Source organism: Streptacidiphilus melanogenes (assembly GCF_000787835.1).
GTDB lineage: Bacteria > Actinomycetota > Actinomycetes > Streptomycetales > Streptomycetaceae > Streptacidiphilus > Streptacidiphilus melanogenes.
The window spans coordinates 53,160-77,667 of record NZ_BBPP01000001.1 but is presented as its reverse complement, the minus strand read 5'-3'; the positions used below and the strand labels follow the sequence as shown (position 1 = coordinate 77,667).

Annotated in this window: 25 protein-coding genes; 6 read left to right on the top strand and 19 right to left on the bottom strand. The window is 71.8% G+C overall.

Features of this window, described 5'->3' with window-relative positions; translation table 11 throughout:
- Positions 1-192 precede the first annotated feature (192 nt).
- From TR49_RS00345 to TR49_RS00325, 5 genes are all read right to left on the bottom strand, one after another.
- Positions 193-1,023 carry a putative RNA methyltransferase gene (locus TR49_RS00345; protein WP_042375887.1) on the bottom strand — a complete coding sequence of 277 codons (831 nt, stop codon included), beginning with the start codon at positions 1,021-1,023 and terminating at the stop codon, positions 193-195.
- 20 nt (positions 1,024-1,043) lie between these two features.
- Positions 1,044-1,472 carry a hypothetical protein gene (locus tag TR49_RS00340; RefSeq protein WP_042376253.1) on the bottom strand — a complete coding sequence of 143 codons (429 nt, stop codon included), beginning with the start codon at positions 1,470-1,472 and terminating at the stop codon, positions 1,044-1,046.
- Between the two features lie 52 nt (positions 1,473-1,524).
- Positions 1,525-1,761, bottom strand: a complete 237-nt coding sequence (locus TR49_RS00335; RefSeq protein WP_042363746.1) for a toxin-antitoxin system HicB family antitoxin — start codon at positions 1,759-1,761, stop codon at positions 1,525-1,527.
- 68 nt (positions 1,762-1,829) lie between these two features.
- A complete protein-coding gene (locus tag TR49_RS00330) occupies positions 1,830-3,197 on the bottom strand; it encodes a class I SAM-dependent RNA methyltransferase (RefSeq protein ID WP_042375885.1) in 1,368 nt (455 codons plus the stop codon).
- On the bottom strand, positions 3,194-5,275 hold the full coding sequence (locus TR49_RS00325; RefSeq protein ID WP_042375881.1) for an APC family permease: 2,082 nt from the start codon (positions 5,273-5,275) through the stop codon (positions 3,194-3,196). The genes TR49_RS00330 and TR49_RS00325 overlap by 4 nt, the downstream gene beginning before the upstream one ends.
- Before the next feature lie 226 nt (positions 5,276-5,501).
- Here TR49_RS00325 and TR49_RS00320 point away from each other — a divergent pair, with 226 nt between their 5' ends.
- Both TR49_RS00320 and TR49_RS00315 read left to right on the top strand, forming a co-directional pair.
- Positions 5,502-6,164, top strand: a complete 663-nt coding sequence (locus tag TR49_RS00320; protein WP_042375879.1) for a potassium channel family protein — start codon at positions 5,502-5,504, stop codon at positions 6,162-6,164.
- A complete protein-coding gene (locus TR49_RS00315; RefSeq protein WP_042375878.1) occupies positions 6,164-6,826 on the top strand; it encodes a potassium channel family protein in 663 nt (220 codons plus the stop codon). The genes TR49_RS00320 and TR49_RS00315 overlap by 1 nt, the downstream gene beginning before the upstream one ends.
- Positions 6,827-6,944: 118 nt before the next feature.
- On the opposite strand, the gene TR49_RS00310 is transcribed toward TR49_RS00315, so the two are convergent.
- From TR49_RS00310 to TR49_RS00295, 4 genes are read right to left on the bottom strand one after another with little or no spacing between them, the layout of a single operon-like run.
- Positions 6,945-7,658, bottom strand: a complete 714-nt coding sequence (locus TR49_RS00310) for a DUF3159 domain-containing protein (protein WP_042375874.1) — start codon at positions 7,656-7,658, stop codon at positions 6,945-6,947.
- Positions 7,659-7,662: 4 nt separating this feature from the next.
- Positions 7,663-8,061, bottom strand: a complete 399-nt coding sequence (locus tag TR49_RS00305) for an OB-fold nucleic acid binding domain-containing protein (protein ID WP_042375872.1) — start codon at positions 8,059-8,061, stop codon at positions 7,663-7,665.
- Positions 8,062-8,110: 49 nt separating this feature from the next.
- Positions 8,111-8,794, bottom strand: a complete 684-nt coding sequence (locus TR49_RS00300; protein WP_042375870.1) for a response regulator — start codon at positions 8,792-8,794, stop codon at positions 8,111-8,113.
- Complete coding sequence (locus TR49_RS00295; RefSeq protein WP_042376247.1) at positions 8,791-11,355, bottom strand: ATP-binding protein; 2,565 nt, start codon at positions 11,353-11,355, stop codon at positions 8,791-8,793. Before TR49_RS00295 ends, TR49_RS00300 begins: the two co-directional genes overlap by 4 nt.
- Positions 11,356-11,543: 188 nt before the next feature.
- Here TR49_RS00295 and nagB point away from each other — a divergent pair, with 188 nt between their 5' ends.
- Entirely contained in the window at positions 11,544-12,329 is a 786-nt protein-coding gene (gene nagB / locus TR49_RS00290; RefSeq protein ID WP_042375868.1) for a glucosamine-6-phosphate deaminase, read from the top strand.
- 120 nt (positions 12,330-12,449) lie between these two features.
- Positions 12,450-13,880 (top strand): amidase, encoded by a 1,431-nt coding sequence (locus TR49_RS00285; RefSeq protein WP_042375866.1) that lies wholly within the window; start codon positions 12,450-12,452, stop codon positions 13,878-13,880.
- Positions 13,881-14,125: 245 nt separating this feature from the next.
- On the opposite strand, the gene TR49_RS00280 is transcribed toward TR49_RS00285, so the two are convergent.
- Genes TR49_RS00280 through TR49_RS00270 form a run of 3 tightly spaced genes read right to left on the bottom strand, consistent with a single transcriptional unit; the run spans position 14,126 to position 15,998 of the window.
- On the bottom strand, positions 14,126-14,893 hold the full coding sequence (locus TR49_RS00280) for a DUF3710 domain-containing protein (RefSeq protein WP_042375865.1): 768 nt from the start codon (positions 14,891-14,893) through the stop codon (positions 14,126-14,128).
- Positions 14,894-14,895: 2 nt separating this feature from the next.
- Complete coding sequence (gene dut, locus TR49_RS00275; protein WP_439654060.1) at positions 14,896-15,414, bottom strand: dUTP diphosphatase; 519 nt, start codon at positions 15,412-15,414, stop codon at positions 14,896-14,898.
- Positions 15,411-15,998 (bottom strand): PaaI family thioesterase, encoded by a 588-nt coding sequence (locus tag TR49_RS00270; protein WP_236653150.1) that lies wholly within the window; start codon positions 15,996-15,998, stop codon positions 15,411-15,413. The genes dut and TR49_RS00270 overlap by 4 nt, the downstream gene beginning before the upstream one ends.
- A gap of 69 nt (positions 15,999-16,067) precedes the next feature.
- On the opposite strand from TR49_RS00270, the gene TR49_RS00265 reads away from it, so the two are divergent.
- Positions 16,068-16,511: a DUF3093 domain-containing protein gene (locus TR49_RS00265; RefSeq protein WP_042375861.1), complete on the top strand. Its 444-nt coding sequence runs from the start codon at positions 16,068-16,070 to the stop codon at positions 16,509-16,511.
- 208 nt (positions 16,512-16,719) lie between these two features.
- On the opposite strand, the gene TR49_RS00260 is transcribed toward TR49_RS00265, so the two are convergent.
- The 5 genes from TR49_RS00260 to TR49_RS00240 all read right to left on the bottom strand — a co-directional run bounded on the left by TR49_RS00260 (position 16,720) and on the right by TR49_RS00240 (position 21,561).
- Entirely contained in the window at positions 16,720-17,496 is a 777-nt protein-coding gene (locus TR49_RS00260; protein WP_042375859.1) for a hypothetical protein, read from the bottom strand.
- 102 nt (positions 17,497-17,598) lie between these two features.
- Positions 17,599-17,898: a DUF4193 domain-containing protein gene (locus TR49_RS00255; protein WP_042363734.1), complete on the bottom strand. Its 300-nt coding sequence runs from the start codon at positions 17,896-17,898 to the stop codon at positions 17,599-17,601.
- 445 nt (positions 17,899-18,343) lie between these two features.
- On the bottom strand, positions 18,344-19,324 hold the full coding sequence (locus TR49_RS00250; RefSeq protein ID WP_042375855.1) for an acyl-ACP desaturase: 981 nt from the start codon (positions 19,322-19,324) through the stop codon (positions 18,344-18,346).
- A gap of 269 nt (positions 19,325-19,593) precedes the next feature.
- Complete coding sequence (locus tag TR49_RS00245) at positions 19,594-20,835, bottom strand: sensor histidine kinase (protein ID WP_236653170.1); 1,242 nt, start codon at positions 20,833-20,835, stop codon at positions 19,594-19,596.
- Between the two features lie 72 nt (positions 20,836-20,907).
- A complete protein-coding gene (locus TR49_RS00240; RefSeq protein ID WP_042363732.1) occupies positions 20,908-21,561 on the bottom strand; it encodes a response regulator transcription factor in 654 nt (217 codons plus the stop codon).
- 348 nt (positions 21,562-21,909) lie between these two features.
- Here TR49_RS00240 and TR49_RS00235 point away from each other — a divergent pair, with 348 nt between their 5' ends.
- The gene (locus tag TR49_RS00235) at positions 21,910-22,095 is read left to right on the top strand and encodes a hypothetical protein (protein WP_042363731.1); all 186 of its coding nucleotides are present in this window, start codon (positions 21,910-21,912) and stop codon (positions 22,093-22,095) included.
- A 202-nt stretch (positions 22,096-22,297) separates the two neighbouring features.
- Here the strand turns inward: TR49_RS00235 and TR49_RS00230 are convergent, their stop codons facing one another.
- Together TR49_RS00230 and TR49_RS00225 are read right to left on the bottom strand one after the other, a co-directional pair.
- Entirely contained in the window at positions 22,298-23,104 is an 807-nt protein-coding gene (locus tag TR49_RS00230) for an inositol monophosphatase family protein (RefSeq protein ID WP_042375853.1), read from the bottom strand.
- A 46-nt stretch (positions 23,105-23,150) separates the two neighbouring features.
- Entirely contained in the window at positions 23,151-24,293 is a 1,143-nt protein-coding gene (locus TR49_RS00225; protein ID WP_042375852.1) for a ferrochelatase, read from the bottom strand.
- Positions 24,294-24,508: the final 215 nt, after the last annotated feature.

The following is a 24,508-nucleotide window of genomic DNA, read 5'->3' as shown; positions in this document are numbered from 1 at the left end:
CCCGGTCCGCCGACCGGAGCCGCGCGCGTGGCAGGCGGCGAGTGGAGCACTGCGCGCCAACACCCGGCAGGGCCGCGACCCGCGCCCGGTCCGTCGAGCGGAGCCGCGCCTCTCGCGCGGCGCACCGGTCCGCCGTGCGGCGTCGCTCCCGGGCCGCCTGCTCGCGGGCGGTGAGCCGCGGCTCTCGGCCGCTCAGGCGGGCGCGACGAAGCGGCTGAGGGTCACCGACGCCGTGACGGGGACCGGGTCGGGCAGGGCGGCGATCCGTTCCGTCAGGGCCGCCGCGTCCGTGTGCCAGGCGCTCGGGCCCATGCCGACGACGGTGGCCACCTCGGTGTGCGTGAGCTTCATCGTGAAGGTGTGATTCTCGGCGCCGACCGGGGCCAGGTGCGGCTCCAGGGCCTTGGCGAGGCGTTCGTCCTTGCGGTCGTCGACGCCGAGCAGGCCCAGTTCCCGGACCAGCTCGGCCAGGTGGCGCGGCGTCGGGGTCACGACGAGCAGCAGTCCGCCCGGTCGCAGCACCCGCCGGATCTCCTCGCCCCGGCGCGGCGCGAAGACGTTCAGCACCACGTCCGCCACGCCGTCCCGCAGCGGTAGGGGCCGCCAGGCGTCGCAGACGACCGCGCCCGCGCGCGGGTGGGCCTTCGCCGCCCGGCGCAGCGCGAACTTGGAGATGTCCAGGGCCAGTCCGTGCGCCGCGGGCACCGCGTCGAGGACCCGCGCCAGGTAGGAGCCGGTGCCCGCGCCGAGGTCGACGAGGCGCTGCGTCCCGGCCGGGACGGCGGCGGCGAGCGCGTCGGCGATCGGCGCGTAGTGGCCGGCGCCGAGGAAGTCGACGCGGGCGGCGACCATGGCCGCGGTATCGCCGGTGCCGGTGTGGGCGCCGCCGGGGAGCAGGTTGGCGTAGCCCTGTCTGGCCACGTCGAAGGAGTGACGCGCGGGGCAGCGCAGGGCGCTCTGGTCGAGCGTCAACTCGGCGCGGCAGAGCGGGCAGCGCAGCCAGGGGACGATGTCGTGGAGCATGGTGCGGTGGTCCTCGCCGGTCAGTCCTCGCCGGAGCCTTCCTCGCCCGACTCCTCGTCGGGGTCGTCGGAATCGTCGTCGGCACGTTCGGAGACGCCCTCAGGAGTCTGGTCGACGACCCAGCCGGCCAGCCGCTGCGCCGTGCCGCCGACGCCGAGGCGCCCTTCCCGGACGGCCCGGGAGAGGGCGCGCATCTCGCGGGTCGTGGTGGCCACCGTGGCGCCGCCGGCAACCAGGTAGGCGAAGGCCACGGCCGTCGCGAACAGTTCGTTGTTGCGCTCCAGCGCGGGCACCCTGATCAGTTGGTGCATCAGCGCGGCCGCGCGGTCCTCGGGTTCGGGGTAGACGAGGACGTCGAAGATCTCGGCCTGATGCCGGGTCACCGCCGCGACGAGGGAGCCGTAGTCGGTGACCCGGGGGTCGCCCGGTGTGTACTGCTCGGCGACCATGAGCAGCCAGGACAGGTCGATCTCGACATTGACAGTCAACGACTGGATCCTTTCAACGCCGCTGTCCCGGGCCCTCTCGGTCTCCGCCGAACTCCGCGAGGAAGACCGCCTCGTACTCCTTCATGAACTGCGCCGCGGCGTCCACGAAGGCGCGTCCTGTCTCACCCATGTCCTGCTGGACCAGCTTCTCGATGTACTGGTTCATGCTGATCCCCTCCTGTTCCGCCCTCGTGCGCGCGATCTCGGCCGTGGTGGCGTCAACCCGGACATTCAACTGTTTTTTACTCATACGTTGAAGCTAGCGCGTTTCTGCTAGCACAGGAAGGGGCGGTTTTCGGACAGGACCGGTAGCAGGGGTCATTCCCCGCCGCGAGGCTCCAGAATCGCCACGCACTCGAAGTGGTGCGTCATCGGGAACAGGTCGAACGCCCGCAGCCGGACCGGGTGGTAGCCGGACGCGGCGAAGAAGGCGAGATCCCGGGCGAGCGCCGCCGGGTCGCAGGCGACGTAGGCGATGCGACGGGCGCCGAGGCCCGCCAGGTGCTTCACCGTCTCCCGGCCCGCGCCGGAGCGCGGCGGGTCCAGGACGATCAGGTCGGTCTCCTCGATGCCCGTGCGCGGCAGCAGCTTCTCGACCTGGCCGGCCTCGATCCGCACCCGCTGCTCGCCGATCAGGTCGGCGAGGTTGTGGCGGGCGTCGGCAACGGCCTGCTTGCTCGACTCGATGCCGAGCACCGCGCCGTCCTCGCCGAGCCGGTCCGCGAGCGCGCCCGCGAACAGGCCGACGCCGCAGTACAGGTCGAGCGCGTTCTCGCCCTCGCGCGGCTCCAGGCCGTCCAGCACGGCGTTCACGAGCGTGTCGGCCGAGGCCGGGTGGATCTGCCAGAAGCCGCCGTTGCTGACCCGCCAGGTGCGGTCCGCCGCGCGCTCGCGCACGAAGGCACGGCCGTGGACGCGGTGGTACCCGCCCTGGTCGTCGATGCGCTGCACCGAGACGGGCTTGTCCAGCTCGACGATCGGCAGACGGCCGCCCGGCGTCGGGACGAGGATCACGGCCCGGTCGGAGGAGCCGGAGGCGGCGATCGCCTCGACGCTCGCGATCTGCGGCCACTCCCGCTGCTCGATCCCGAGCTCCTGCACGCCCGGAGCCGCGATCAGGCACCGCTCGACGGGCACCACCTCGTGCGAGCGGTGGCGGCGCAGCCCGGCGCGGCCCGTGGCCGGGTCGACCGCGTACTGCACCCGGGTGCGCCAGGCCGGCACCTCACCGGCCGGGAGCTTGTCGCCGGGGGCGGGCTCGACGCTGCCGTCCCAGCCCGCCTCCTGCGGGGTCAGCCCGGCGAGGTTCCGCAGTTGCTCGGTCAGCACCGCGACCTTGAGCTTGCGCTGCCCGCCCGGTGTGACGTGCTGCCAGTCGCAGCCGCCGCACTGCCCAGGGCCCGCGTACGGGCACGGCGGCGCGACGCGCTCCTTGGCGGGCCGCAGCACCTCCACCGCGTCCGCGCGCAGGAAGCGCGAGGACGCCGTGCCGTCCGTCACCTCGGCGATCACCAGCTCGCCCGGCAGCGCGTGCCGGACGAACAGGACCCGGCCCTCGTGGCGGGCGACGCAGTGGCCGCCGTGGGCCACCGGGCCCACCTCGACCTCGTAGCGCTCGCCGACGAGCGACGGCGCGTCCGACGGGGCGGTGCGGCGGGTGGTGGCGGTGCTGCGGCGGGAGGTCACGCCTGGTCGTCCTTAGCGGCTGAGGGTACGGGAGCGGGTGCGGCGGAGGCGGTCGCCGACGGCCGCTCCTCGCGGCGTCCGACGTCGCCGCGCCGGATTTGCCCCGGCGCGTTCCACGGGCGCTGCTTGCGGCGGCGCTCGGAGGACTCCAGCTGCCAGGGTACCGAGGTCACCATCACACCGGGCTTGAACAGCAGGCGGCCCTTGAGGCGCAGCGCGCTCTGGTTGTGCAGCAGGTGCTCGTACCAGTGGCCGACGACGTACTCCGGGATGTAGACCGTGACGACGTCGCGCGGGTTGCTGCTGCGCAGCTGGCGCACGTACTCCACGACCGGGCCGGTGATCTCGCGGTAGGGCGAGTGCAGCACCTTCAGCGGCACCTCGATGCCGCGGCGCTCCCACTCCTCCTGCAGCGCCTTGGTGTCGAGCGGGTCGACGTCGACGGTGACCGCCTCCAGCCGCGCGCTGCCGCGCGAGGACAGCTGCGCGTAGGCGATCGCCCGCAGGGTCGGCTTGTGCAGCTTGGAGACCAGCACCACGCCGTGGATGCGGGCCGGCAGCGCCTCCGCCTCAGCCTCGGCGTCGTCGAGGGCGAGCTCGGCGGAGACCCGGTTGTAGTGCTTGTTGATCCCCTTCATCGTGATGAAGAAGACGACCATCAGCAGGCAGGACATCCAGGCGCCGGACATGAACTTGGTCGCCAGGACGACGACGAGCACGCAGGCGGTGCAGGTCAGGCCGATCGCGTTGATCACGCGGCTGCGGATCATGCGCCGGCGCTCGGCCGGGTCGGTCTCGGTCTTCAGCAGACGGGTCCAGTGCCGGATCATGCCGGTCTGGCTCATGTTGAAGGAGACGAAGACGCCGATGATGTAGAGCTGGATCAGGCGGTTCGGGTCCGCGCCGTAGCCGACGATGAAGACGATCGCCACGCCCGCCAGCAGGATGATGCCGTTGGAGAAGGCGAGCCGGTCACCGCGGGTGTGCAGCTGGCGCGGCAGGTAGCGGTCCTGGGCGAGGATCGAGCCGAGCACCGGAAAGCCGTTGAAGGCCGTGTTGGCGGCCAGCACCAGGATCAGGCCGGTGACCGCGGCGATGAAGTAGAAGCCCAGGTGGAAGTTGGAGAAGACCGCCTCGGAGATCTGGGCGATCGCCGTCTTCTGCTGGTAGCCGGCCGGGGCGCCGTGCAGCTGGCCGGTGTTCTCGGCCATCTTCAGGCCGGTCAGGTTGCCCATCCAGATGATGCCGATGAGCATCGTGACGGCGATCAGGGCCATCATCAGCAGCGTGGTGGCGGCGTTCTTGCTCTTCGGCTTGCGGAAGGCCGGGACGCCGTTGGAGATCGCCTCGACACCGGTCAGCGCGGCGCAGCCGGAGGAGAAGGTCTTCAGCAGCAGCAGGACCATGGCGATGCCGGTCGGGTCCACGTGGCCGGGCTCCGGCACCAGCGAGAAGCCGGCGCTGGCGGCGTGCATGTGCGTGCCGAATCCGAAGTTCCGGATCGCGGCCCAGATCATCATCACGAAGATCCCGCCCATGAAGGCGTAGGTCGGGATCGCGAAGGCGGTGCCGGACTCGCGCACACCGCGCAGGTTCATCGCCATCAGCACCAGCACCAGGGTGACCGAGAGGGCCACCTCGTGTCCGTGCAGGGACGGGACGGCGGAGACGATGTTGGCGACGCCGGAGGTCGTCGACACGGCCACGGTCAGCACGTAGTCGACCAGCAGGGCGGCAGCCACGGTGAGGCCCGCGTTGCCGCCGAGGTTGACGGTGGCGACCTCGTAGTCGCCGCCTCCGCTGGGGTACGCGTGGACGTTCTGGCGGTAGGACGCCACGACGACCAGCATCACGAGCGCGACGATCGCGCCGACCCACCAGGAGAAGTGGATCGTGGCAATGCCTGCCACCGACAGGGACAGGAAGATCTGCTCGGGCGCGTAGGCGACCGAGGAGAGCGCGTCGGAGGCGAAGACCGGCAGAGCGATCCGCTTGGGCAGCAGGGTCTCGCCGAGCTTGTCGCTCTGCAACGCGCGACCGATAAGGATGCGCTTAGACAGGTCCGTGAGTTTTGGCACGCAGAGGATGGTAGATGCTGCCGAAGGTTCGCAGGTAGCAGGGTCCAAAAAACAGGGGCTTCGCAGGCGGGGAGGGCCCGTTACCTCCTGTGAGGGTTCCGCGACGGAGGTTGTTCAACTGCCGCGCTGTGGGTACCAAATCCTTCCGGGAGTGCCACCCTGGTGACAAGAGGGCGTTAAGAGGGTGTCACCATCGACTTCGAACACCGACACGGGAAGGACGATCGTGCACATCGTCATCATGGGCTGCGGACGCGTGGGATCCACCCTCGCGCGCACCCTCGAGAAGCAGGGTCACTCGGTCGCGGTCGTCGACCAGGACCCCACGGCGTTCCGCCGTCTCGGGTCGGACTTCATCGGCAAGCGGGTGACCGGGGTCGGCTTCGACCAGGACACGCTCCGTGAGGCCGGAATCGAAGAGGCCGGCGCGTTCGCCGCCGTCAGCAGCGGCGACAACTCCAACATCATCGCGGCCCGGGTGGCCCGGGAGAACTTCGGCGTCGAGAACGTCGCCGCCCGGATCTACGACCCGCGCCGCGCCGAGGTCTACCAGCGCCTCGGCATCCCGACCGTCGCCACGGTCCGCTGGACCGCCGACCAGATGCTCCGCCGCCTCCTCCCGTCCGGCTCCGAGCCGAACTGGCAGGACCCGAGCGGCACCGTCCAGCTGGCCGAGATCCCCTACTCCCCCGCCTGGATCGGCCACCGCGTCAGCAAGCTGGAGCAGGAGGCCGAGGTCCGCGTCGCCTTCGTGACCCGCCTCGGCCAGGGCGTCCTGCCGGCGCCGGACATGGTGCTGCAGGAGGGCGACCTGGTGCATGTGATGTTGCGCACTGCCGATCTGGAGGCCGTCGAGGCCGTCTTCGCGAAGGGCCCGGAGGAGCACTGATGCGCGTAGCAATCGCCGGAGCGGGTGCGGTGGGTCGTTCCATCGCGGGCGAGCTCCTGGAGAACGGTCACGAGGTGCTCCTCGTCGACAAGAACCCGAAGTCCATCTCGGTCGAGCGAGTCCCCCAGGCGGAGTGGCTGCTGGCCGACGCGTGCGAGATCACCGCGCTCGACGAGGCGGCGCTGCAGCGCTGCAACGTCGTGATCGCCGCCACCGGCGACGACAAGGTCAACCTGGTCGTCTCGCTGCTGGCCAAGACCGAGTACGGCGTGCCGCGGGTCGTCGCCCGGGTGAACAACCCGAAGAACGAGTGGCTCTTCAACGAGGCCTGGGGCGTCGACGTCGCCGTCTCGACGCCGCGCCTGATGTCCGCGCTGGTCGAGGAGGCCGTGAGCGTCGGTGACCTGGTCACCCTGATGCGGTTCAGCCAGGGCGACGCGAACCTCGTCGAACTCACCCTCGGCGCGGACGCGCCGGTGGTCGGCACCCAGGTCAAGTCGATCGACTGGCCGGACGACACGGCGCTGGTCACCATCATCCGCGAGGGCCGCGTGCTGGTGCCGTCCGGCAGCGACGTCCTCGAGGGCGGCGACGAACTGCTCTTCGTCGCGACTGCGGAACGGGAATCGGAGCTCGAGGCTCTGTTCGCGTCCCAGAGTTAGCTGCACTGTCCAGGGGCGCGGGGTTCTGCCGACCTGCGGCTCCGCCGCGTGGGCGCGACAAACCACCGAAGTGGTGTGTCGCTGAATCAGCAGAGCCCCGCGCCCCTTGGGCTTGCAACTACCGCTCGGACAAGGCGTCGTCCGTCGCGCGGGCGCCCTGGTGCTCCGGGGCGTCGGAGTCCTCCGGGTCCTCGTCCTGGGTGACCTTGATCGGGGCCGGGGCCTTGGAGAGGATCAACCAGGAGAGGTAGATGGCGACCAGCCACGGGGGGACGCCCAGGCCGATCTTGGCGACGCCGAGCCAGGTGATCTGGCCCGCCCAGTAGAGCGGGAAGAGGATCGCCGCGCGCAGTGCGAAGAGGGCGACCCAGACCCAGGTGGCCTTCGTGTAGGCCGCGAGGCGGCCGGGGTTCTGCGTGCGCCAGGTCATGTTCTCGCCGAGCACCGGGCCCAGCATGACGCCCAGCAGCGGCCAGCGGACCAGCGCCGAGACCGCGTAGACGACCATCAGCACCAGGCCGTAGATCATCGACGGCAGGTAGAAGTTCTGCGGCTTGCCGGACTCCATGGCGATGAACGCGCCGATGGCGACGCCCAGCACGCCGCCGAAGGCGTGCTTCAGCGTCTCCCGGCGCAGCAGGCGCCAGACGACCAGCAGCAGGGTGACACCCACCGCCGACCACGACGAGATCGCGACGCTCTTCGTGATCGTGTAGAGGACGACGAAGACCAGGCCGGGCACGGTCATGTCGACCATGCCGCGGATCCCGCCGAACGCGTCGATGAGGGAGGTGTCGGCGGCGGCCTCGGCCGACGCTGCGCGGTGGCTCACGCGGTCACTCCTGTCCGTGGGGACGCAGTTCGTAGCGCGGGTTGAAGAGAACCCGGCGCCCCCGTGCATGGCTGATACGGCCGTGGGCGATGAGCTTGCGCCCCGGCTCGATTCCCACGATCGAGCGACGGCCGAGCCAGACGACGTCCAGCGCGTCGGTGCCGTCGAAGAGCTCGGCCTCCAGCGCCGGGACGCCGGCGCGCGGGCGCAGCGTCACCGCGCGCAGCGTGCCGCTGACGGTGACCTCCTGGCGGTCGCCGCAGGACACGATGGGGATGGCACCGGTCTCTTCGACGTCCTGCCGCAGCTGCTCCGCGTTCAGCTCCTCGTTGCTGCTGCTCAGCTTGCTGAACATGCGGCGCAGTCGCCCCTGCGGGCGCGCGCTGGAGATCTCACTGCTCATGCCCGAAGGGTACAGCCCGGACCTGGCGCGGAGGGCCCGCCCGCACGGATCACAACTCGAAGCGGTAACCCATGCCGGGCTCGGTGACGAAGTGCTTCGGGGCGCTCGGGTCGACCTCCAGCTTGCGCCGCAGCTGCGCCATGTAGACCCGCAGGTAGTTGCTCTCGGTGCCGTAGGCGGGACCCCAGACCTCCTGGAGGAGCTGCTTCTGGCTGACGAGGCGTCCGCTGTTGCGGACCAGCACCTCCAGCAGATGCCATTCGGTCGGGGTCAGCCGGATGTCCTTGCCGTCGCGGCTGACCCGCTTGGCGGCCAGGTCGACGGTGAAGCTCGCCGTGGTGACCGTCGCGCTCTCGGCCTCGAGCCCGACCGGCGCGCCGCGCCGGACCGCCGCGCGCAACCGGGCGAGCAGCTCGTCCATGCCGAAGGGCTTGGTGACGTAGTCGTCCGCGCCCACGTCCAGCGCCTGGACCTTCTCGTCCGAGTTCTGCCGGGCCGAGAGGATGATGATCGGCACCTTGGTCCAGCCGCGCAGGCCGCGGATCACCTCGGTGCCGTCCATGTCCGGCAGACCGAGGTCGAGCAGGACCACGTCGGGGTGGCGGGCGGCGGCCAGCTCCAGCGCGGAGGCGCCATCGTGGGCGGCGTCCACCTCGTAGCCCCGGGCTTTCAGGTTGATCACCAGGGCGCGGACGATCTGGGGTTCGTCGTCGACGACCAGGACCCGGGTCATGTGAGTTGCTGCCTTTCGTGGGCGACCAGTGGTGCTGCGGCGTATGCCGCACACGGAAGAGTGAACACCATGGTCAGGCCGCCCCCTGGTGTGTCCTCGGCGGTCAGCGTGCCGCCGGTCGCCTCGACGAAGCCGCGGGCGACCGCGAGGCCGAGCCCCACGCCCGCGCCGCGCGGGGCGTCGCCGTAGCGCTGGAAGGGCTCGAAGACCCGGTCCTTGGCCTCGTCGGGGATGCCGGGGCCGTGGTCGGCGACCCGCACCTCGACGCGGCCGTTCAGCTCGCTGGCGGAGACCGCGACCCGGCAGGCCTCGCCGCCGGGCCCGGCGCGGTTGCCCGCGTTGTACTTGACCGCGTTCTCGATCACGTTGCCGAGCGCCCGCTCCAGCAGGCCCGCGTCGGCGGAGATCATCGGCAGCGTCTCGGGTATCTCGGTGCGCACGGCGTCCGGGGCGACGCCGAGCAGGGCCAGCGGGACGACCTCGTCGAGGTCGATCTCGCGGACGATCGGCACGACCGTGCCGGTCTGCAGGCGGCTCATGTCGAGCAGGTTGCCGATCAGGTGGTCCAGCCGGTCCGCGCCGGCCTCGATGCCCGCCAGCAGCTCCGCCTCGTCCTCCGGCTCCCAGGAGACGTCGTCGGAGCGCAGCGAGCTCACGGACGCCTTGATCCCGGCGAGTGGGGTGCGCAGGTCGTGCGAGACGGCGGCGAGCAGCGCGGTGCGGATCCGGTTGCCCTCGGCGAGGCGGCGCGCCTCGGCGGCCTCCTCCTCCAGGCGGCGCTTCTCCAGCAGCACCGCCGCCTGGGTGGCGAAGGCGACCAGCACGCGGCGGTCCCCGGCGGGCAGCACGCGGCCGCTGAGCGCGAGCGCGAGGTGGTCGCCCACGGGCACGTCGACATCGGCGTCCTCGGGGCGGCTGACCGGACTGGGTCCGATGCTGCCGGCGGTGCGCCACGGAGCGAACTCGTCGGGGCGCTCCAGCAGCGCCACCGACTCCATCTGGAAGGTCTCCCTGACCCGCTCCAGCAGTGCGGGCAGCCCACTCGTGCCGCCGAGCACACTGCCGGCGAGGAAACTCAGCGTCTCCGCCTCGGCGCGGCTGCGGGCGGCCTCGGCGGTGCGTCTTGCGGCGAGGTCGACGACGTAGGCCACCGAGAGCGCCACGGCGAGGAAGACGGCCACGGCCAGGATGTTCTGCATCGAGCTGATGGTCAGCGTGTGCAGCGGCGGGGTGTAGAACCAGTTAATCAGCAACGACCCGACCGCTGCCGAGGCCAGCGCGGGGAAGAGCCCGCCGAGCAGCGCCGCGCCGACGGTGAGGCCGAGGTAGAGCAGCATCTCGGTGTGGTTGTTGCTGGTCGAGGGGAAGAAGCTGAGCACCCAGGTGAGCAGCAGCGGCCCGCCGACGCCGACCAGCCAGCCGGCCACGGTGCGGGGCAGGCCGAGGTTGGCGATCCGCCGGATCGGCCGCACCCGGCCGCGGGCGACCTGCTCGTGGGTGACGATGTGCACGTCGATGTCGCCGGCCTCGCGGGCGACGGTGGCTCCGACGCCCGGACCGAAGATCCACTGCCAGGCCTTGCGCCGGCTGGAGCCGAGCACGATCTGGGTGGCGTTGACGCCACGGGCGAAGTCCAGCAGCGCCTCGGCCGCGTCGTCGCCGAGCACGTGGTGGAAGGTGCCGCCGAGGTCCTCGACCAGGGCCCGCTGGACGGTCAGCTCCTTGGGCGAGGCGCTGCTCAGCCCGTCGCTGCGGGAGACGTAGACGGCGAGGATCTCGCTTCCGGAGCCCTTGGCGGCGATCCGGGCGGCACGGCGGATCAGCGTGCGGCCCTCGGGACCGCCGGTGAGGCCGACGACGATGCGCTCGCGGGCCTGCCAGGTGCTGGCGATGTGGTTCTCGGCGCGGTACCGCTGCAGGTACTCGTCGACGCGGTCGGCGACCCAGAGCAGTGCCAGCTCGCGCAGGGCGGTGAGGTTGCCGGGCCGGAAGTAGTGCGCGAGCGCGGCGTCGATCTTCTCGGGCGCGTAGACGTTGCCGTGGGCGAGGCGGCGGCGCAGCGCCTCCGGGGCCATGTCGACCAGTTCGATCTGGTCGGCACGGCGCACCACCTCGTCCGGCACGGTCTCCTGCTGGCGCACGCCGGTGATGCCCTCGACGGCGTCGCCCAGCGACTCCAGGTGCTGGATGTTGACCGTGGATATGACGTCGATCCCGGCGTCGAGCAGTCCCTCGACGTCCTGCCAGCGCTTGGCGTTGCGCGAGCCGGGCACGTTGGTGTGGGCGAGCTCGTCCACCAGGGCGACCGCGGGACGGCGTGCCAGCACCGCGTCGAGGTCCATCTCGGTGAACTCCGCGCCGCGGTGGGTGATGACCCTGCGGGGCACGACCTCCAGGCCGTCGACCTGCGCGGCGGTGTTGGCCCGTCCGTGGGTCTCCACGAAGGCGACGACGACGTCGGTGCCGCGCTCGGCGCGACGCCGGCCCTCGCCGAGCATGGCGTAGGTCTTGCCCACGCCCGGGGCCGCCCCCAGGTAGATCCGCAGCCTGCCGCGTCCCATGTCGACCATTCTCCTTGCCGACCCGACGGTCGACCCGACTGTGAGCGTACGTGACCTGGCCACTCGTGCGAAGCGGTGGTGTGCAGGGGCGGCCGCCCACCGCCGCGAAGAGGGGGAGCGCGGCGACCGCCCCTGCTGCTAGATTGGTCTATACCTCTCCAGCTCTCCAGATCGGTAGGTAGGCCAGCGTGGAAGTTGTGATCGTTCCTGACGCCGCGGCGGGCGGCGAGCTCATCGCCACGGCGATCGCCGACCTGCTGACCCGTAAGCCGGACGCGCTGCTGGGCGTGGCCACGGGCTCGACCCCGCTGCCGATCTACGACGCGCTCGCCGCGAAGGTGCGCTCCGGCGGCGTCGACGCCTCCCGGGCCCGGATCTGCCAGCTCGACGAGTACGTCGGCCTCCGCGCCGGACACCCGGAGTCCTACCGCTCCACCGTGCTGCGCGAGGTCGTCGAGCCGCTGGGCCTCGACGAGTCCTCGTTCATGGGCCCCGACGGCAACGCCGCCGACATCACCGCCGCCTGCGCCGCCTACGACCAGGCACTGGCCGACGCCGGCGGCGTCGACCTGCAACTGCTCGGCATCGGCACCGACGGCCACATCGGCTTCAACGAGCCCTGCTCCTCGCTCGCCTCGCGCACCCGGATCAAGACGCTCACGGACCAGACCCGGATCGACAACGCGCGCTTCTTCGACGACGACATCGACCAGGTGCCGCACCACGTGATCACCCAGGGCATCGGCACCATCCTCGACGCCCGGCACCTCGTCCTGCTCGCCACCGGCGCGGGCAAGGCGGACGCCGTGGCGGCCACCGTGGAGGGCCCCGTCTCCGCGCTGGTCCCCGCCTCGGCTCTGCAGCTGCACCGGCACGCGACCGTCGTGGTCGACGAGTCCGCGGCCAAGGGCCTGAAGCTGGCCGACTACTTCCGCGCCACGTACGCGGCCAAGCCGCACTGGCAGGGCCTGTAACGGCGGCTGCGGGCTTTTCGCTCCCCGACCCTGGCGGGTCTCCGGCTCCCGGTGCGAGGATCGCGCCGGGAGCTACCCGTTGGTAGCTGCCGGTTCGCAGGCACGGCGAGGAGGCCGGGGATGACCCAACTGCACGACCTGACCGCGTTGGAGCAGGGTGAGCTGATCGCGACGGGAAAGCTCTCCCCCGTCGAACTGACCGAGCACTACCTGGAACGGATCGACCGGCTCAACGACACGGTCGGGGCGTACGTCACGGTGACTCCGGACATCGCCATGGAGCAGGCCCGCCAGGCCGAGGCGGACGCGGCCGAGGCACGCCGCGAGGAGCGCCCGCTGTCGCCGCTCCACGGCGTCCCCGTGCCCGTCAAGGACCTCAACTTCGTCGCGGGCGTGCGGGCCACCCTGGGCTCCGCCGCGTACGCGGAGAACGTGCCCGCCGTCGACGACCACGTCGTCACCCGCCTGCGCGCCGCCGGGACGGTCCTGCTCGGCAAGACGCAGACCCCCGAGTTCGGCCTGCCCTGCTACTCCGAGAACCTCGTCGCCGCACCCGCACGCACCCCCTGGGACCTCGAGCGCTCGGCCGGCGGCTCCAGCGGCGGCGCGGGCACCGCGGTGGCCTCCGGCCTCGCGCCACTCGCCCACGGCAGCGACGGCGGCGGCTCCATCCGCATCCCCGCCTCCGTCTGCGGCCTGTTCGGCATCAAGCCGAGCCGCGGCCGGGTGGCGTCCGGCCCGACCTTCTACGACATCTCGGGCCTCTCCACCTCCGGCCCGCTGGCGCGCACCGTCCGCGACGCCGCGGCCCTGCTGGACGTCCTCGCCGGAAGCATGCCCGGCGAGCCGTACGCGGCGCCGTCACTGGCGCCCGGCGAGACGTTCCGCGGCTTCGCGGACCGCGACCCCGGCTCGCTGCGGGTGGCCGTCCTGACCCAGGCCCCCGTCCCCGGCGTCGAGGTCCACGCCGACTGCCTGGCGGCCACGGAGTCGGCCGCGGAGCTGCTGGCGTCCCTCGGCCACACCGTCGAGACGCTGGACCTCCCGGCGGACGACACCCTGCGCAACGTCTTCGGCCAGGTCTGGGCCGTGATGGCCACGCAGACGCCGGTCGCCCCCGAGGACGAGGACAAGCTGATGCCGCTCACGCGCCACCTGCGCGCGCAGGGCGGGAACGTCTCCGGCCCCGACTTCGCGATGGCGCTCTACGCGTTCCGCGCGGTCGGTCTGCTGGTCGCCCAGCTCCAGGAGGCGTACGACGTCATCCTCTCCCCCACCCTGGCCCAGCCCCCGGCCCTCGTCGGCGGCCTCCGCAACGACGCGGACCCGGCCGCGGAGTTCGACGCGATCGCCGCGTTCACGCCCTTCACCCCGCTCTACAACGCGACGGGCCAGCCGTCCGTCAACCTCCCGGTCCACTGGACCGCCGACGGCCTCCCCATCGGCGTCATGCTGGGCGGCCGCTACGGCGACGAGTCGACGCTGATCTCACTCTCGGCGCAGCTCGAGTCCGCCCGGCCTTGGGCCGCCCGCAAGCCCAGCGTGTGGTGACATCGTTCAGTAGCCACGCCTGAGGGGCGCGGAGCTGCACAAACCTGCGGCTCCGCCGCGTGGGCGCGAGCCCGCAGGATTCCCGCCCCTCAGGCAGCTGCAGACGCCTGAGGGGCGCGGAGAGCTGCGCGGGCAACCACCCTGTGCGGATGGCTCTGCTCGCTGAGCGACTCACCACACTCGGTGGCTTGTCGCGCAGTTCTCCGCGCCCCTAACAAAGTGCAACGACCTGCGGGAGCGAAGGTCTAGCGGACTTCGGTGATCTCCGGGCCGCGCTCGAAGGGGTTGAGGTCGCCCATCGAGGCGGGACGCCCCTGCTGGGGCATGCCGTCCGGGACCATCTGCGCGTCCTCGGGCAGACGCAGCACGATCGGGTCGCGGGGGGCCATCGGCCCCTCGCCGCGGCAGACGATCGTCTGGCGGAAGACCTGCTCCAGCACCGCCGCCGCGTCATCCTGCATGGCCGCCTGGCCACTGATCACGCCGCGCAGGAACCACCGCGGGCCGTCGCAGCCGACGAAGCGGACCAGCTGGACCCCCTGCGTGCCGTCGGGCAGCTGAACGGGGACGCGAGCGCGCAGGCCCCAGCCCAGCGCGGTCTCCTCCTCGTCGATCGCGCCGCCCTGCTGCTCGATGCCGTCGGCGATCTCCTGGCGGACCTCGCCCCAGATGCCCTCGGACTTCGGAGCGGCGAAGGCCTGCAGCTGGATCGCGCTGTTGCCGAGCACGAGCGTCGCCGCGACGATCGCGTCACCGGCCACCTCGACCCGCAGCTCCATGCCGTCGACACCGGGGACCAGCAGACCGCCCAGGTCCACCCGGCCGTCCTTGGCGTCGTCGACCTCGGAGATGTCGAACGGGCCCTCGGGGCGCGGCGCCGGCGGCAGGCCGACCCGCTCCCCCGTCTCACCGTCCTCCAGCTCGGAGGCGTCCTCGAACTCGTTGCTGTCGGCGTCGGCCAGCTCGTCGAGCTGATTGCCAGCGTCCTCGCCCTTGGCGCGACGACGGAACACGGTCACTGTCCTTCCCGGTCGGGTACCGAAGAGTCTTTCTGCCCGGCCGCGGGAATGCTAACCGCGGCATGGCCCCCCGTCGACCCGAAGCCTCCTGCGGCGCGCGCCGACCCCGGCAGTTCCGCCACCTCGTGGAAGCGGACCTTCTCCACCCGCTGGACCACCAGCTGGGCGATCCGGTCCCCTCGGTGGAAGACCACCCGCTCGCGCGGGTCGAGGTTGACGACGATCACCTTGATCTCACCACGGTACCCGGCATCGACCGTTCCGGGGGCATTGACGAGGGCAACGCCGCACCGTGCGGCCAGGCCGGAGCGCGCGTGTACGAAGGCCGCGTACCCGTCCGGCAGCGCGACGGCGATCCCGGTCGGCAGGACGGCCCGCTCGCCGGGCTCCAGCACGGCGTCGACTGTGGTGCGCAGGTCGGCGCCCGCGTCGCCGGGGTGCTCGTAGGCGGGGACGGGCAGGTCCTCGTCGATCCGGCGGAGCAGGACGTCGACGGGGCGCAGGTCGGAACTCACGGGTTCACCTCGAACGCGCGAACGCGCTTGTGCAGGTCGGGGTTGTCCATGGCCGCCTTGATGTCCTCAGGACGGCCGTGGTTGACGAAGTGCTCCAGGGCGACCTGGATGAACAGCGCCCGCGCGGTCAGCGCGACGGGGCCGTCCGGGGCGTCGAGACGGGCCTCGCCGCTGCAGTAGATCTTGCGACCGGACACGGCCTCCACCCAGGTGTGGAGGTAGAGGGTGGAGTCGACCGGGACCGGGCGGCGGAAGTCGGTTTCCAGCCGAGCCGTGACCGAGGCGGTGTGCAGCAGCCAGTTCAGCGTGCCGAGAGCGTCGTCCATCGCCGTCACCAGCACGCCGCCGTGGGCGAGCCCCGGGCCGCCCTGGTGGGTGGGGGCGACGGTGAACTCGGCGAAGATCTCCACGCCCTCGCCGGCCCGCGCCTCGAGGTGCAGGCCGGAAGGCTGGGCCGGGCCGCAGGCGAAGCAGAAGTCGTAGTGCGACCCGATCAGCTCGCCCGGTGCCGGGGCCTCGGGGTGGCGGACGGGAGGTGCCGCCTCGGGCGGGGGCGTCAAGCTGGGCCGTGCTGCATCGGTCACCCCGCGACCCTACAGGGAGCGGCACCCGCGAGGGCCCCGCGGTCGGGCGTGCCGCGCGCGCGGCGCACAATGGTGGCCATGTACGACGAACGCCTCTCCGCACCGGCGGTCCTGTGGCTGCTGCCGGCGGGCCTGGGCATCTCCTTCATGCTGGTCCTGCTGATCTTCAGCCCGATCGCGGCCCTGCTGGGCCTGGTCGCGGGCGGGGTCGGCGGCGCGGTGCTGCTGAGCAGCTACGGCTCTCCCCGGATCCGGGTCACCCAGGGCCACCTTCTCGCCGGCGAGGCGAAGATCCCGGTCTCCGCGCTCGGCAAGGCGGAGATCCTGGACCGGGACGAGGCCTTCGCCTGGCGCACGCGCAAGGCGGACGCCCGCGCGTTCATGCTGCTGCGGGGGTACATCCACACCGCGCTCCGGGTCGAGGTCACCGACCCCGACGACCCGACGCCCTACCTGTACCTCTCCACCCGCACCCCCGACCGCCTCGCCGCCGCGCTCGACGCTGCGCGCTAGGCGCACCCCAGGGACGCGGCCTTCCAGGGGCGCGGGGAACTGCGCGAGCAACCACCCTGTACGGGACGGCCCTGCTCGCTGAGCGACTCACCACACAGGCTGGCTTGTCGCGCAGTTCCTCGCGCCCCTGAGCGGTCTGCAACCACCTGCGGGAACACGTTCTCGGGCCGACACCGCGCGTCCACGCGGCGGAGCCTGGGTGCGGGGGCTAGGGCTCGTCGTGGGGCGGTCTGGCGGTGAGCCAGTAGTTCGGGTCGGCGGGCTGGCGTTCGCGGAGGGAGCGGCGGATGTCCGCGGCGAGCCGAGCCGTGTCGCGGCGGTTGACGTAGGCGCCCGCCGCGGCGCCGATCATGAAGGGCGTCAGCGTGGGGAGCTTGCGGAAGCCCGAGCGGGCGAGGCGTCGGCGGATGGACTTCCGCAGCGCCGCGCTCTTGCTGAGGGCCAGGATCGTGGCCGGAGAGGCGACATCCAGGCCGCGGCGCTCGGACCAGACCGAGAGGTACGCCACGGACCGCTGCTTCGTGTTGCCCGGTGCGGGCTGGCCGTAGGCCTCGTACAGCTCCGCGATCATCTTGAACTCCACGGCCGCCACTGCGAGCAGCTCCGCGGCGATCTCGACGGGCATCGCGAACGGCACCGGCATCATCGCCACCGCACCCGCGCCCGCGCCGACCGCGCCTGCGGCGCGGGCGCCGGCGGCCGCGATGCGGTCGGCCAGCTCCTCCGCGCTACGCGCGTCGGGATGGTGCGCGCGGAGTGTTGCCACGTCGCGCACCTTGATCCGGGGTGCGGCCGTCATCAGCCGGTCGGCCAGGCCGGTCGCGCCGTCCTTGGCTCCCCTGCCGAGGCCGCGCCCCAGCTTCCGCGCGAGCGAGGCCATCCGGCCTTGCTCGGCGGGGACGGAGTCCGCGCCTGCGGACCCGTCCCAGACCTCCATCTCGTCGGCGATCCGGGCGAGGTCGGCCGTCGTCTCGTCGAGCGTCACACCAGGTTCGTTCGCTGACGGTCCGGCCGGGTCCTTCCCGGCGCCTGAGGATCTCTGCGGCTTGCGGAACGGTCCCATGAGTCCCCTTCCTACACCGCTCGATCAGGCGGCGCAGTCCCGGCAGATCGGCTGGCCGTTCTTCTCGTTGGCCAGCTGGCTCCGGTGGTGCACCAGGAAGCAGCTCGAGCAGGTGAACTCGTCAGCCTGGCGCGGAAGGACCCGGACGGACAGCTCCTCATTGCTGAGGTCCGCTCCGGGCAGCTCCAGACCCTCGGCAGCCTCGAACTCGTCGACATCGACCGAGCTGGTCGTCTTCTCGTTCCGGCGTGCCTTGAGTTCCTCGATGCTGTCCGATTCGAGGTCGTCGTCGGTCTTGCGTGGGGTGTCGTAGTCAGTCGCCATATCACTCTCCCCCTTTGGGCGTGTTGCGGTTGTCTCCAGCGCACGTAACGCGCAGGGGGCCGGACTTGTGCCCGACCCGAGGGCGAGATTTTGCCTTACTTCAAGGTCCGTTACTCAATCGACACCCGATCAGACCCCCGAAGAGGTGATCGCGGGGGCTGTTCGGGGAGGTCAGCGGGGGCCGGGCGGCTATCCTTCATTGACCACTTACCGTGATCATGGCGAGTGGAAACCCCGGAACCACAAGGCTCTGCGGCCACCCGCCCGATCACTGTGCGTCATCGGGTGTTCGGCGTCACTTTGGCTGAAAATGTGCGCACACCCACAGTGACATACCAGTTTGTGACGTTCGTCACGGTTCTGGAAAGTCCGGACTTGTCGGCGCATGAACGGCGAACGACGGCGAAGGGCAGCGAAGACGACCAAGGACGACGAACCCGCCCGGCTAGCCGGCCCGGCGCTCCTGAGCGGCCTGCCGACGGGCCAGAATGGCCGCCTGACGCTCGTCGAAGCGGGTCGCCTGGGCATCGAGCCCGTCGAGGAACAAACCGAGCTCCTGCTGGGCCTGGAGGCCTTCCGGGCCCAGACCGGTGATCTCCATGACCTTCAGGTGGCGCAGCACCGGCTGCAGCACGTCGTCGTGGTGGATCCGCAGGTTGTAGATCCCGCCGACGGCGATCTGGACCGCCGCGCGCTCGAAGCCGGGCATGCTGTGGCCGGGCATCCGGAAGTTGATCACGACGTCGGCGATGGCGCGCATGGCCTGGTCGGGGGCGATCTCCAGGGCGGCCTTCAGCAGGTTCCGGTAGAAGACCATGTGCAGGTTCTCGTCGGTGGCGATGCGGGCCAGCATGCGGTCGCACATCGGGTCGCCGGAGCTGTGGCCGGTGTTCCGGTGCGAGATGCGCGTGGCGAGCTCCTGGAAGGAGACGTAGGCCACCGAGTGCAGCATCGAGTGGTTGTTGTCCGACTCGAACCCCTCGGCCATGTGCGTCATCCGCGCCCGCTCCAGGGCGACCGGGTCGACCGCGCGCGTGGTCAGCAGGTAGTCGCGCATGACGATCGAGTGGCGGCCCTCCTCGGCCGTCCACTGGTGCACCCAGGTGCCCCAGGCGCCGTCCCGGCCGAACATGGACGCGATCTCGTGGTGGTAGCTCGGCAGGTTGTCCTCGGTCAGCAGGTTGACCACGAGGGAGACCCGCGCGACGTCGGTGACCTGGGACTGCTCGACCGACCAGGCCTCGCCGCCCATCAGGCCGTCGAAGTCGCGGCCCATGCTCCACGGCACGTACTCGTGCGGCATCCACTCCTTGGCGACGCCGAGGTGCCGGTTGAGCTCGCGCTCGACGACCTCGTCCAGGGCGTGGATGAGCTGCACGTCGGTCCAGCCGGTGCGGCCGGCGGGGCGGTCGGGGGCGATCGTCACGGCAATCCAACTCTCGAATACGGTTCGCGGTACGCACTGCGGGACGGCACGCGTACGGCGTGGAGCACTCTCACCTACGGTTCCGTAGGTTACGCCACCGTAGGTTGACGATGCGCCCGCTGGCAAGGCCGCGGGCGCACGTCACAAGCTGGGCATTCAGTTACTTGCCGGTCGTCAAAGAGCCGTCGCGGAGCTCGAGCGGAACAGCACGTTCCGCCCCCTTGCAGGTGAGCGAGGGGTACGCGAGGGGCGGCGGGGACCGGGAGAGGTCAGCCGATGGCGCCCCTGGTCGGCAGCGGAGGCAGCGTCGGGGCCTTGGCGGCCGGGATCCGGACGCGGATCAGCAGACCGCCCTCGGCGCGCGGGACGGCCTCGATCGAGCCGTTGTGGGCCCTGACGACCGAGCGGACGATCGAGAGACCGAGGCCCACGCCCTTGTCGCTGTGCGTCCGCTCCCGGCCCTTTCCGCGCCGGAACGGCTCGAATATGTTCTCCACGTCGTAGCCGGGCACGACGGGGCCGCTGTTGACCACCACCAGCTCCCCGCCCCCGTTGACGGCGGCGTGCACCTGCACGTCCACCCAGCCGTCCTTGGGCAGGTTGTACTTCACCGCGTTCTGGATCAGGTTCAGCGCCACCCGCTCCAGCAGCACGCCGTTGCCGGCCACCACGACCTCGCCCGACTGCGGCGGCAGCGTCGAGCGGAGTCGGACGCCCCGTTGCTCGGCCTCGCCGCGGGTCTGCTCCAGCGCCTGCCGGGCCACCTCGCCGAGGTCGACCGGCTTGCGCTCGCTCAGCTCGTTGTCGCTGCGGGCGAGCAGCAGCAGGCCCTCGACCAGCTGCTCGCTGCGCTCGTTGGTGGCCAGCAGCGTCTTGCCCAGCTGCACCAGCTCCGGCGGGGCCGCCGGGTCGGAGAGCTGGACCTCCAGCAGGGTGCGGTTGATCGCCAGCGGCGTGCGCAGCTCGTGCGAGGCGTTGGCGACGAACTTCTGCTGCGACTCGAAGGATCGGTCCAGCCGGTCCAGCATGTCGTCGAAGGTGTCCGCCAGCTCCTTGAGCTCGTCGTCCGGCCCGTCCAGCTCGATCCGGCGGTGCAGGTCGGAGGAGGCCACCTGGCGCGCGGTCCGGGTGATCCGGCCCAGCGGGCTCAGCACGCGGCCGGCCATGGCGTAGCCGAAGAAGACCGCAAGGATCAGCAGCGCGAGCAGCGCCGCCAGGGACTTCCAGACCAGCACGTGCAGGGCGTCGGACGCCTCCTGGTGCTGGTAGGCGTAGAGCCACGCGCGGAACTCGTCGCCGGTGAGCGGCGTGCCGTCCTGCGTGGTGATCGTGACGTTCGGACCCACGTGGATCGAGGGGATCCGGGTGGCGCTACTGAAGGCCTGGTTCACGAAGAGGTACATCGCCAACACCATGATCAGCCCGGCGAGCAGGAACATCCCGCCGTAGAACATGGTCAGCCTGATGCGCAGGGTGGGCCGGAAGGGGAGCAGCGACTCCCTGATGTCGATGTGGTTCCCGTGGTCGGGGTGGCTGCCGCTGCCGCCGCCCCGCAGGCCTCTGGTCTCTGTGGTGGTCACGACTCAGATCCGGTATCCAGAGCCCGGCACCGTGATGATCACCGCGGGCTCGCCGAGCTTGCGTCGCAGCGTCATGACGGTGACCCGGACGACGTTGGTGAACGGGTCGGTGTGCTCGTCCCAGGCCTTCTCCAGCAGCTGCTCGGCGGAGACCACGGCCCCGCCGGCCCGCATCAGCACCTCCAGGACGGCGAACTCCTTCGGCGCGAGGGAGATCGGCTTGCCCTCGCGCAGCACCTCGCGGCGACCCGGGTCCAGCGTGATCCCGGCCCGCTCCAGCACCGGCGGCAGCGGGGTCGTCGCGCGCCGACCCAGGGCCCTTACCCGCGCGACGAGTTCGCTGAAGGCGAACGGCTTCGGCAGGTAGTCGTCGGCGCCCAGCTCCAGCCCCTCGACGCGGTCGCTGATGTCACCGGCGGCCGTCAGCATCAGCACGCGCGTCGGCAGCGCCTCCTCGACCAGCTTGCGGCACACGTCGTCGCCGTGGACCAGCGGCAGGTCGCGGTCGAGCACCACGACGTCGTACTCGTTGAGCGCGATCCGGTCCAGCGCGGCCTGGCCGTCGTACACCACGTCCACGGCCATGGCCTCACGACGCAGGCCGGTGGCGACGGCATCGGCGAGCAGTTGCTCGTCCTCGACCACGAGTACTCGCACCAAAGGTCCTTTCGGGGCGGGCGCGCGCCGGATGGGGGCGCGCGCACGGAGTCATCCCACCGTGTCCGGCAGGCTTCCATCCTGCCTCGACCCGCCGTAAAGCACTGGTAAGCGGGGCGTGACCGGGCCCGGCCGCGCTCGGCCCCGGTGTGACGCAAATCGCTCCCCGTCCGAGGTTTCCCCGCTCGGACGCTTGGGGAGGACGCTGATTACACCCGCGATGCACCAGCGCAATGTGCGCTGCAGGCACATGCGTGTCATGTGTTTCGCACCCGCCCGCCGTGCGGCCATCCGCGCCGGGTCCCCCGTAACCCGGGGCCGCCACGACACCAGCAAGGGGGTCAACCTATGGACGCCTTCACCGCCGGCATCCTCCAGCGCATCCGCAACGCCGAGCAGGACCTGCACCGGGCCCTGGAGTCGGGAGACGACTTCCTGGCCGAGGTCGAGCAGTCCGAGCTTGACGACCTGCGTCGTCTCGCGGCGGAGCACGGCATCGAACTGATGCCGACCGCTCCGCGCACCGCGGCCTGACCCTTCCCGGCCCACCCCGCCCTCGCCCGCCCAACCCCTCGCCCCGCACCCCCGGCCCCGCCCCGGACCCTGTCCGGGGCGCCTTCGTGTGCGGGGCGAGCCCGTGTACCGGGCAGGGAGCTGCGCCACCGCGGGCGCACTCCGCCGTCGACGGCCCCCCGCCCTGCCGTGAAGCGCCCGGGACCGGACGCCCCGGAGGGCCTCAGTCGTGCCAGGCTCCCAGGGCCTCCAGGGCGGTCTGGAGGGGCTCGAAGAGGCCGGGGGGTGCGGCGACGGTGAGTTCCGGGCTCGGGGGGAGACCGGGGCGGCCGGAGACCAGGGCGCCGGACTCGGCGGCGATGAGCGCGCCGGCGCTGTAGTCCCAGGGGTTGAGGCCGCGCTCGTAGTACCCGTCGAGCCGCCCTGCCGCGACGTCGCAGAGGTCCACCGCCGCGGAGCCGCCGCGGCGGATGTCGCGGACGCGGGGCAGCAGCGAGGCGAGGACCTCCGCCTGGCGGGCGCGGCGCTGCTGGAGGTAGCCGAAGCCGGTGCCGATCAGGGCCCGGTCCATCGGGGGCGCGCTGCGAACCGTGAGGGCGCGCCCGTTCAGGCGGGCGCCCTGACCCCGCACCGCCTGCACGCGTTCGCCGCGCGGCGGGACCTCGACGACGCCGACGACGACCTCGCCGTCGAGCTCGGCGGCGATGCTGACCGCCCACGCGGGCAGTCCGTAGAGGTAGTTGACCGTCCCGTCGAGCGGGTCGATGACCCAGCGCACCCCGCTGGTCCCCTCCCGGGACGCGCCCTCCTCTCCCAACAGCCCGTCCTCCGGACGGCGTTCGGCGAGCATCTCGGTGATCAGCTTCTCCGCGGCCAGGTCCATCTCGGTCACCACGTCGACCGCGCTGCTCTTCGTCGCCGCGACGCCGAGATCGGCCGGGCGCCCGTCGCGCAGCAGCGCGCCCGCGCGGGACGCGGCTTCCACGGCGACGTCGAGGAGTTCCGCGTACAGCTTCTGATGATCCGTCATGGTGCGTTCCCCTTCGAGAAACACGGGAGGTGGAGCGGACGGGCCGTCAGTCGGTCCAGGCCTCGCCCGCCGCGGCGGGCGCCGCGCCGCGGGCGGCCGGGCAGCAGCCGACCGGGCAGACGTCGTGGGAAGCGCCGAGCGCGCCCAGCGCGCAGGGGGCGACCCGCTCGCCGCGGGTCCGCGCGGCGCGCTCCAGAACGAGCTCGCGGATCGCCGCGGCGAAGCGCGGGTCCGCGCCGACGGTGGCGGCGCGGGCCACGGGCAGGCCGAGCTCCTCGGCCTTCTCGCGGGCCTGGGTGTCGAGGTCGTACTTGACCTCCATGTGATCGGAGACGAAGCCGATCGGGATCATGACGACCGCTGCCGCGCCGTCCGCGTGCTGGGTCTCCAGGTGGTCGCAGATGTCGGGCTCCAGCCACGGGATGTGCGGCGCGCCGCTGCGGCTCTGGTAGACCAGCTCCCACGGGCGGTCGGCCACGCCCGTCGCCTCGCCGACGGCCTCGGCGATAAGGCGGGCGACCTCGCGGTGCTGGGCCACGTAGGCGCCGCCGGACGTGCCTCGCGCGGGGTCTCCGGGAGCGCCCGAGGAGTCGGCCAGCACGTCGGGGATGGAGTGGGTGGTGAAGGCCAGGCGCGCGCCCCTGCGCACGGCCTCCGGGAGGGAGTCGAGTGCGGTGAGCGTGGACTCGATCATCGGCCCGACGAAGCCGGGGTGGTTGTAGAAGAGCCGCAGCTTGTCCACCCGCAGCTCGGCCGCGCCGGGTGCGCCCTCCTCGCGGAGCGCGGTGAGTGCGGCGGCGAGGTTCTCGCGGTACTGGCGGCAGCCGGAGTAGTTGGCGTAGGCGCTGGTGGCCAGGACCAGGACGCGGCGGTGGCCGTCGGCGGCCATCTCGCGCAGGGTGTCCACCAGGTAGGGGGCCCAGTTCCGGTTGCCCCAGTAGACCGGCAGGTCCAGGCCGTGGTCGGCGAAGTCGGCGCGCAGCGCCGCGAGCAGCTCGCGGTTCTGCGCGTTGATGGGGCTGACGCCGCCGAAGAGGAAGTAGTGCTGCCCGACCTCGGCCAGACGCTCCTTGGGGATACCGCGTCCCCGGGTGACGTTCTCCAGGAAGGGCACGACGTCCTCGGGGCCCTCCGGGCCGCCGAAGGAGAGCAGAAGCAGGGCGTCGTACGGAGCATGCGCGTCGGACATGCCCCGATCTTTACACGCGCACCGCCCTCCCCGTGGAGCCGGTCGGCCATCGGACGCCCCGTCCGCTGAGCCGCCCATCGGGCCCGTCCGTGGGCCCGTCCGTGAACCCGCCTGAGGACGGGCCCGATGAGCGCCGGATGACGTGCCCAACCCCTGAGATATGCGCTGGGCGGGTCGCCAGGAGCCGCGTAAGCTGTGTAAACCACCCATATCCC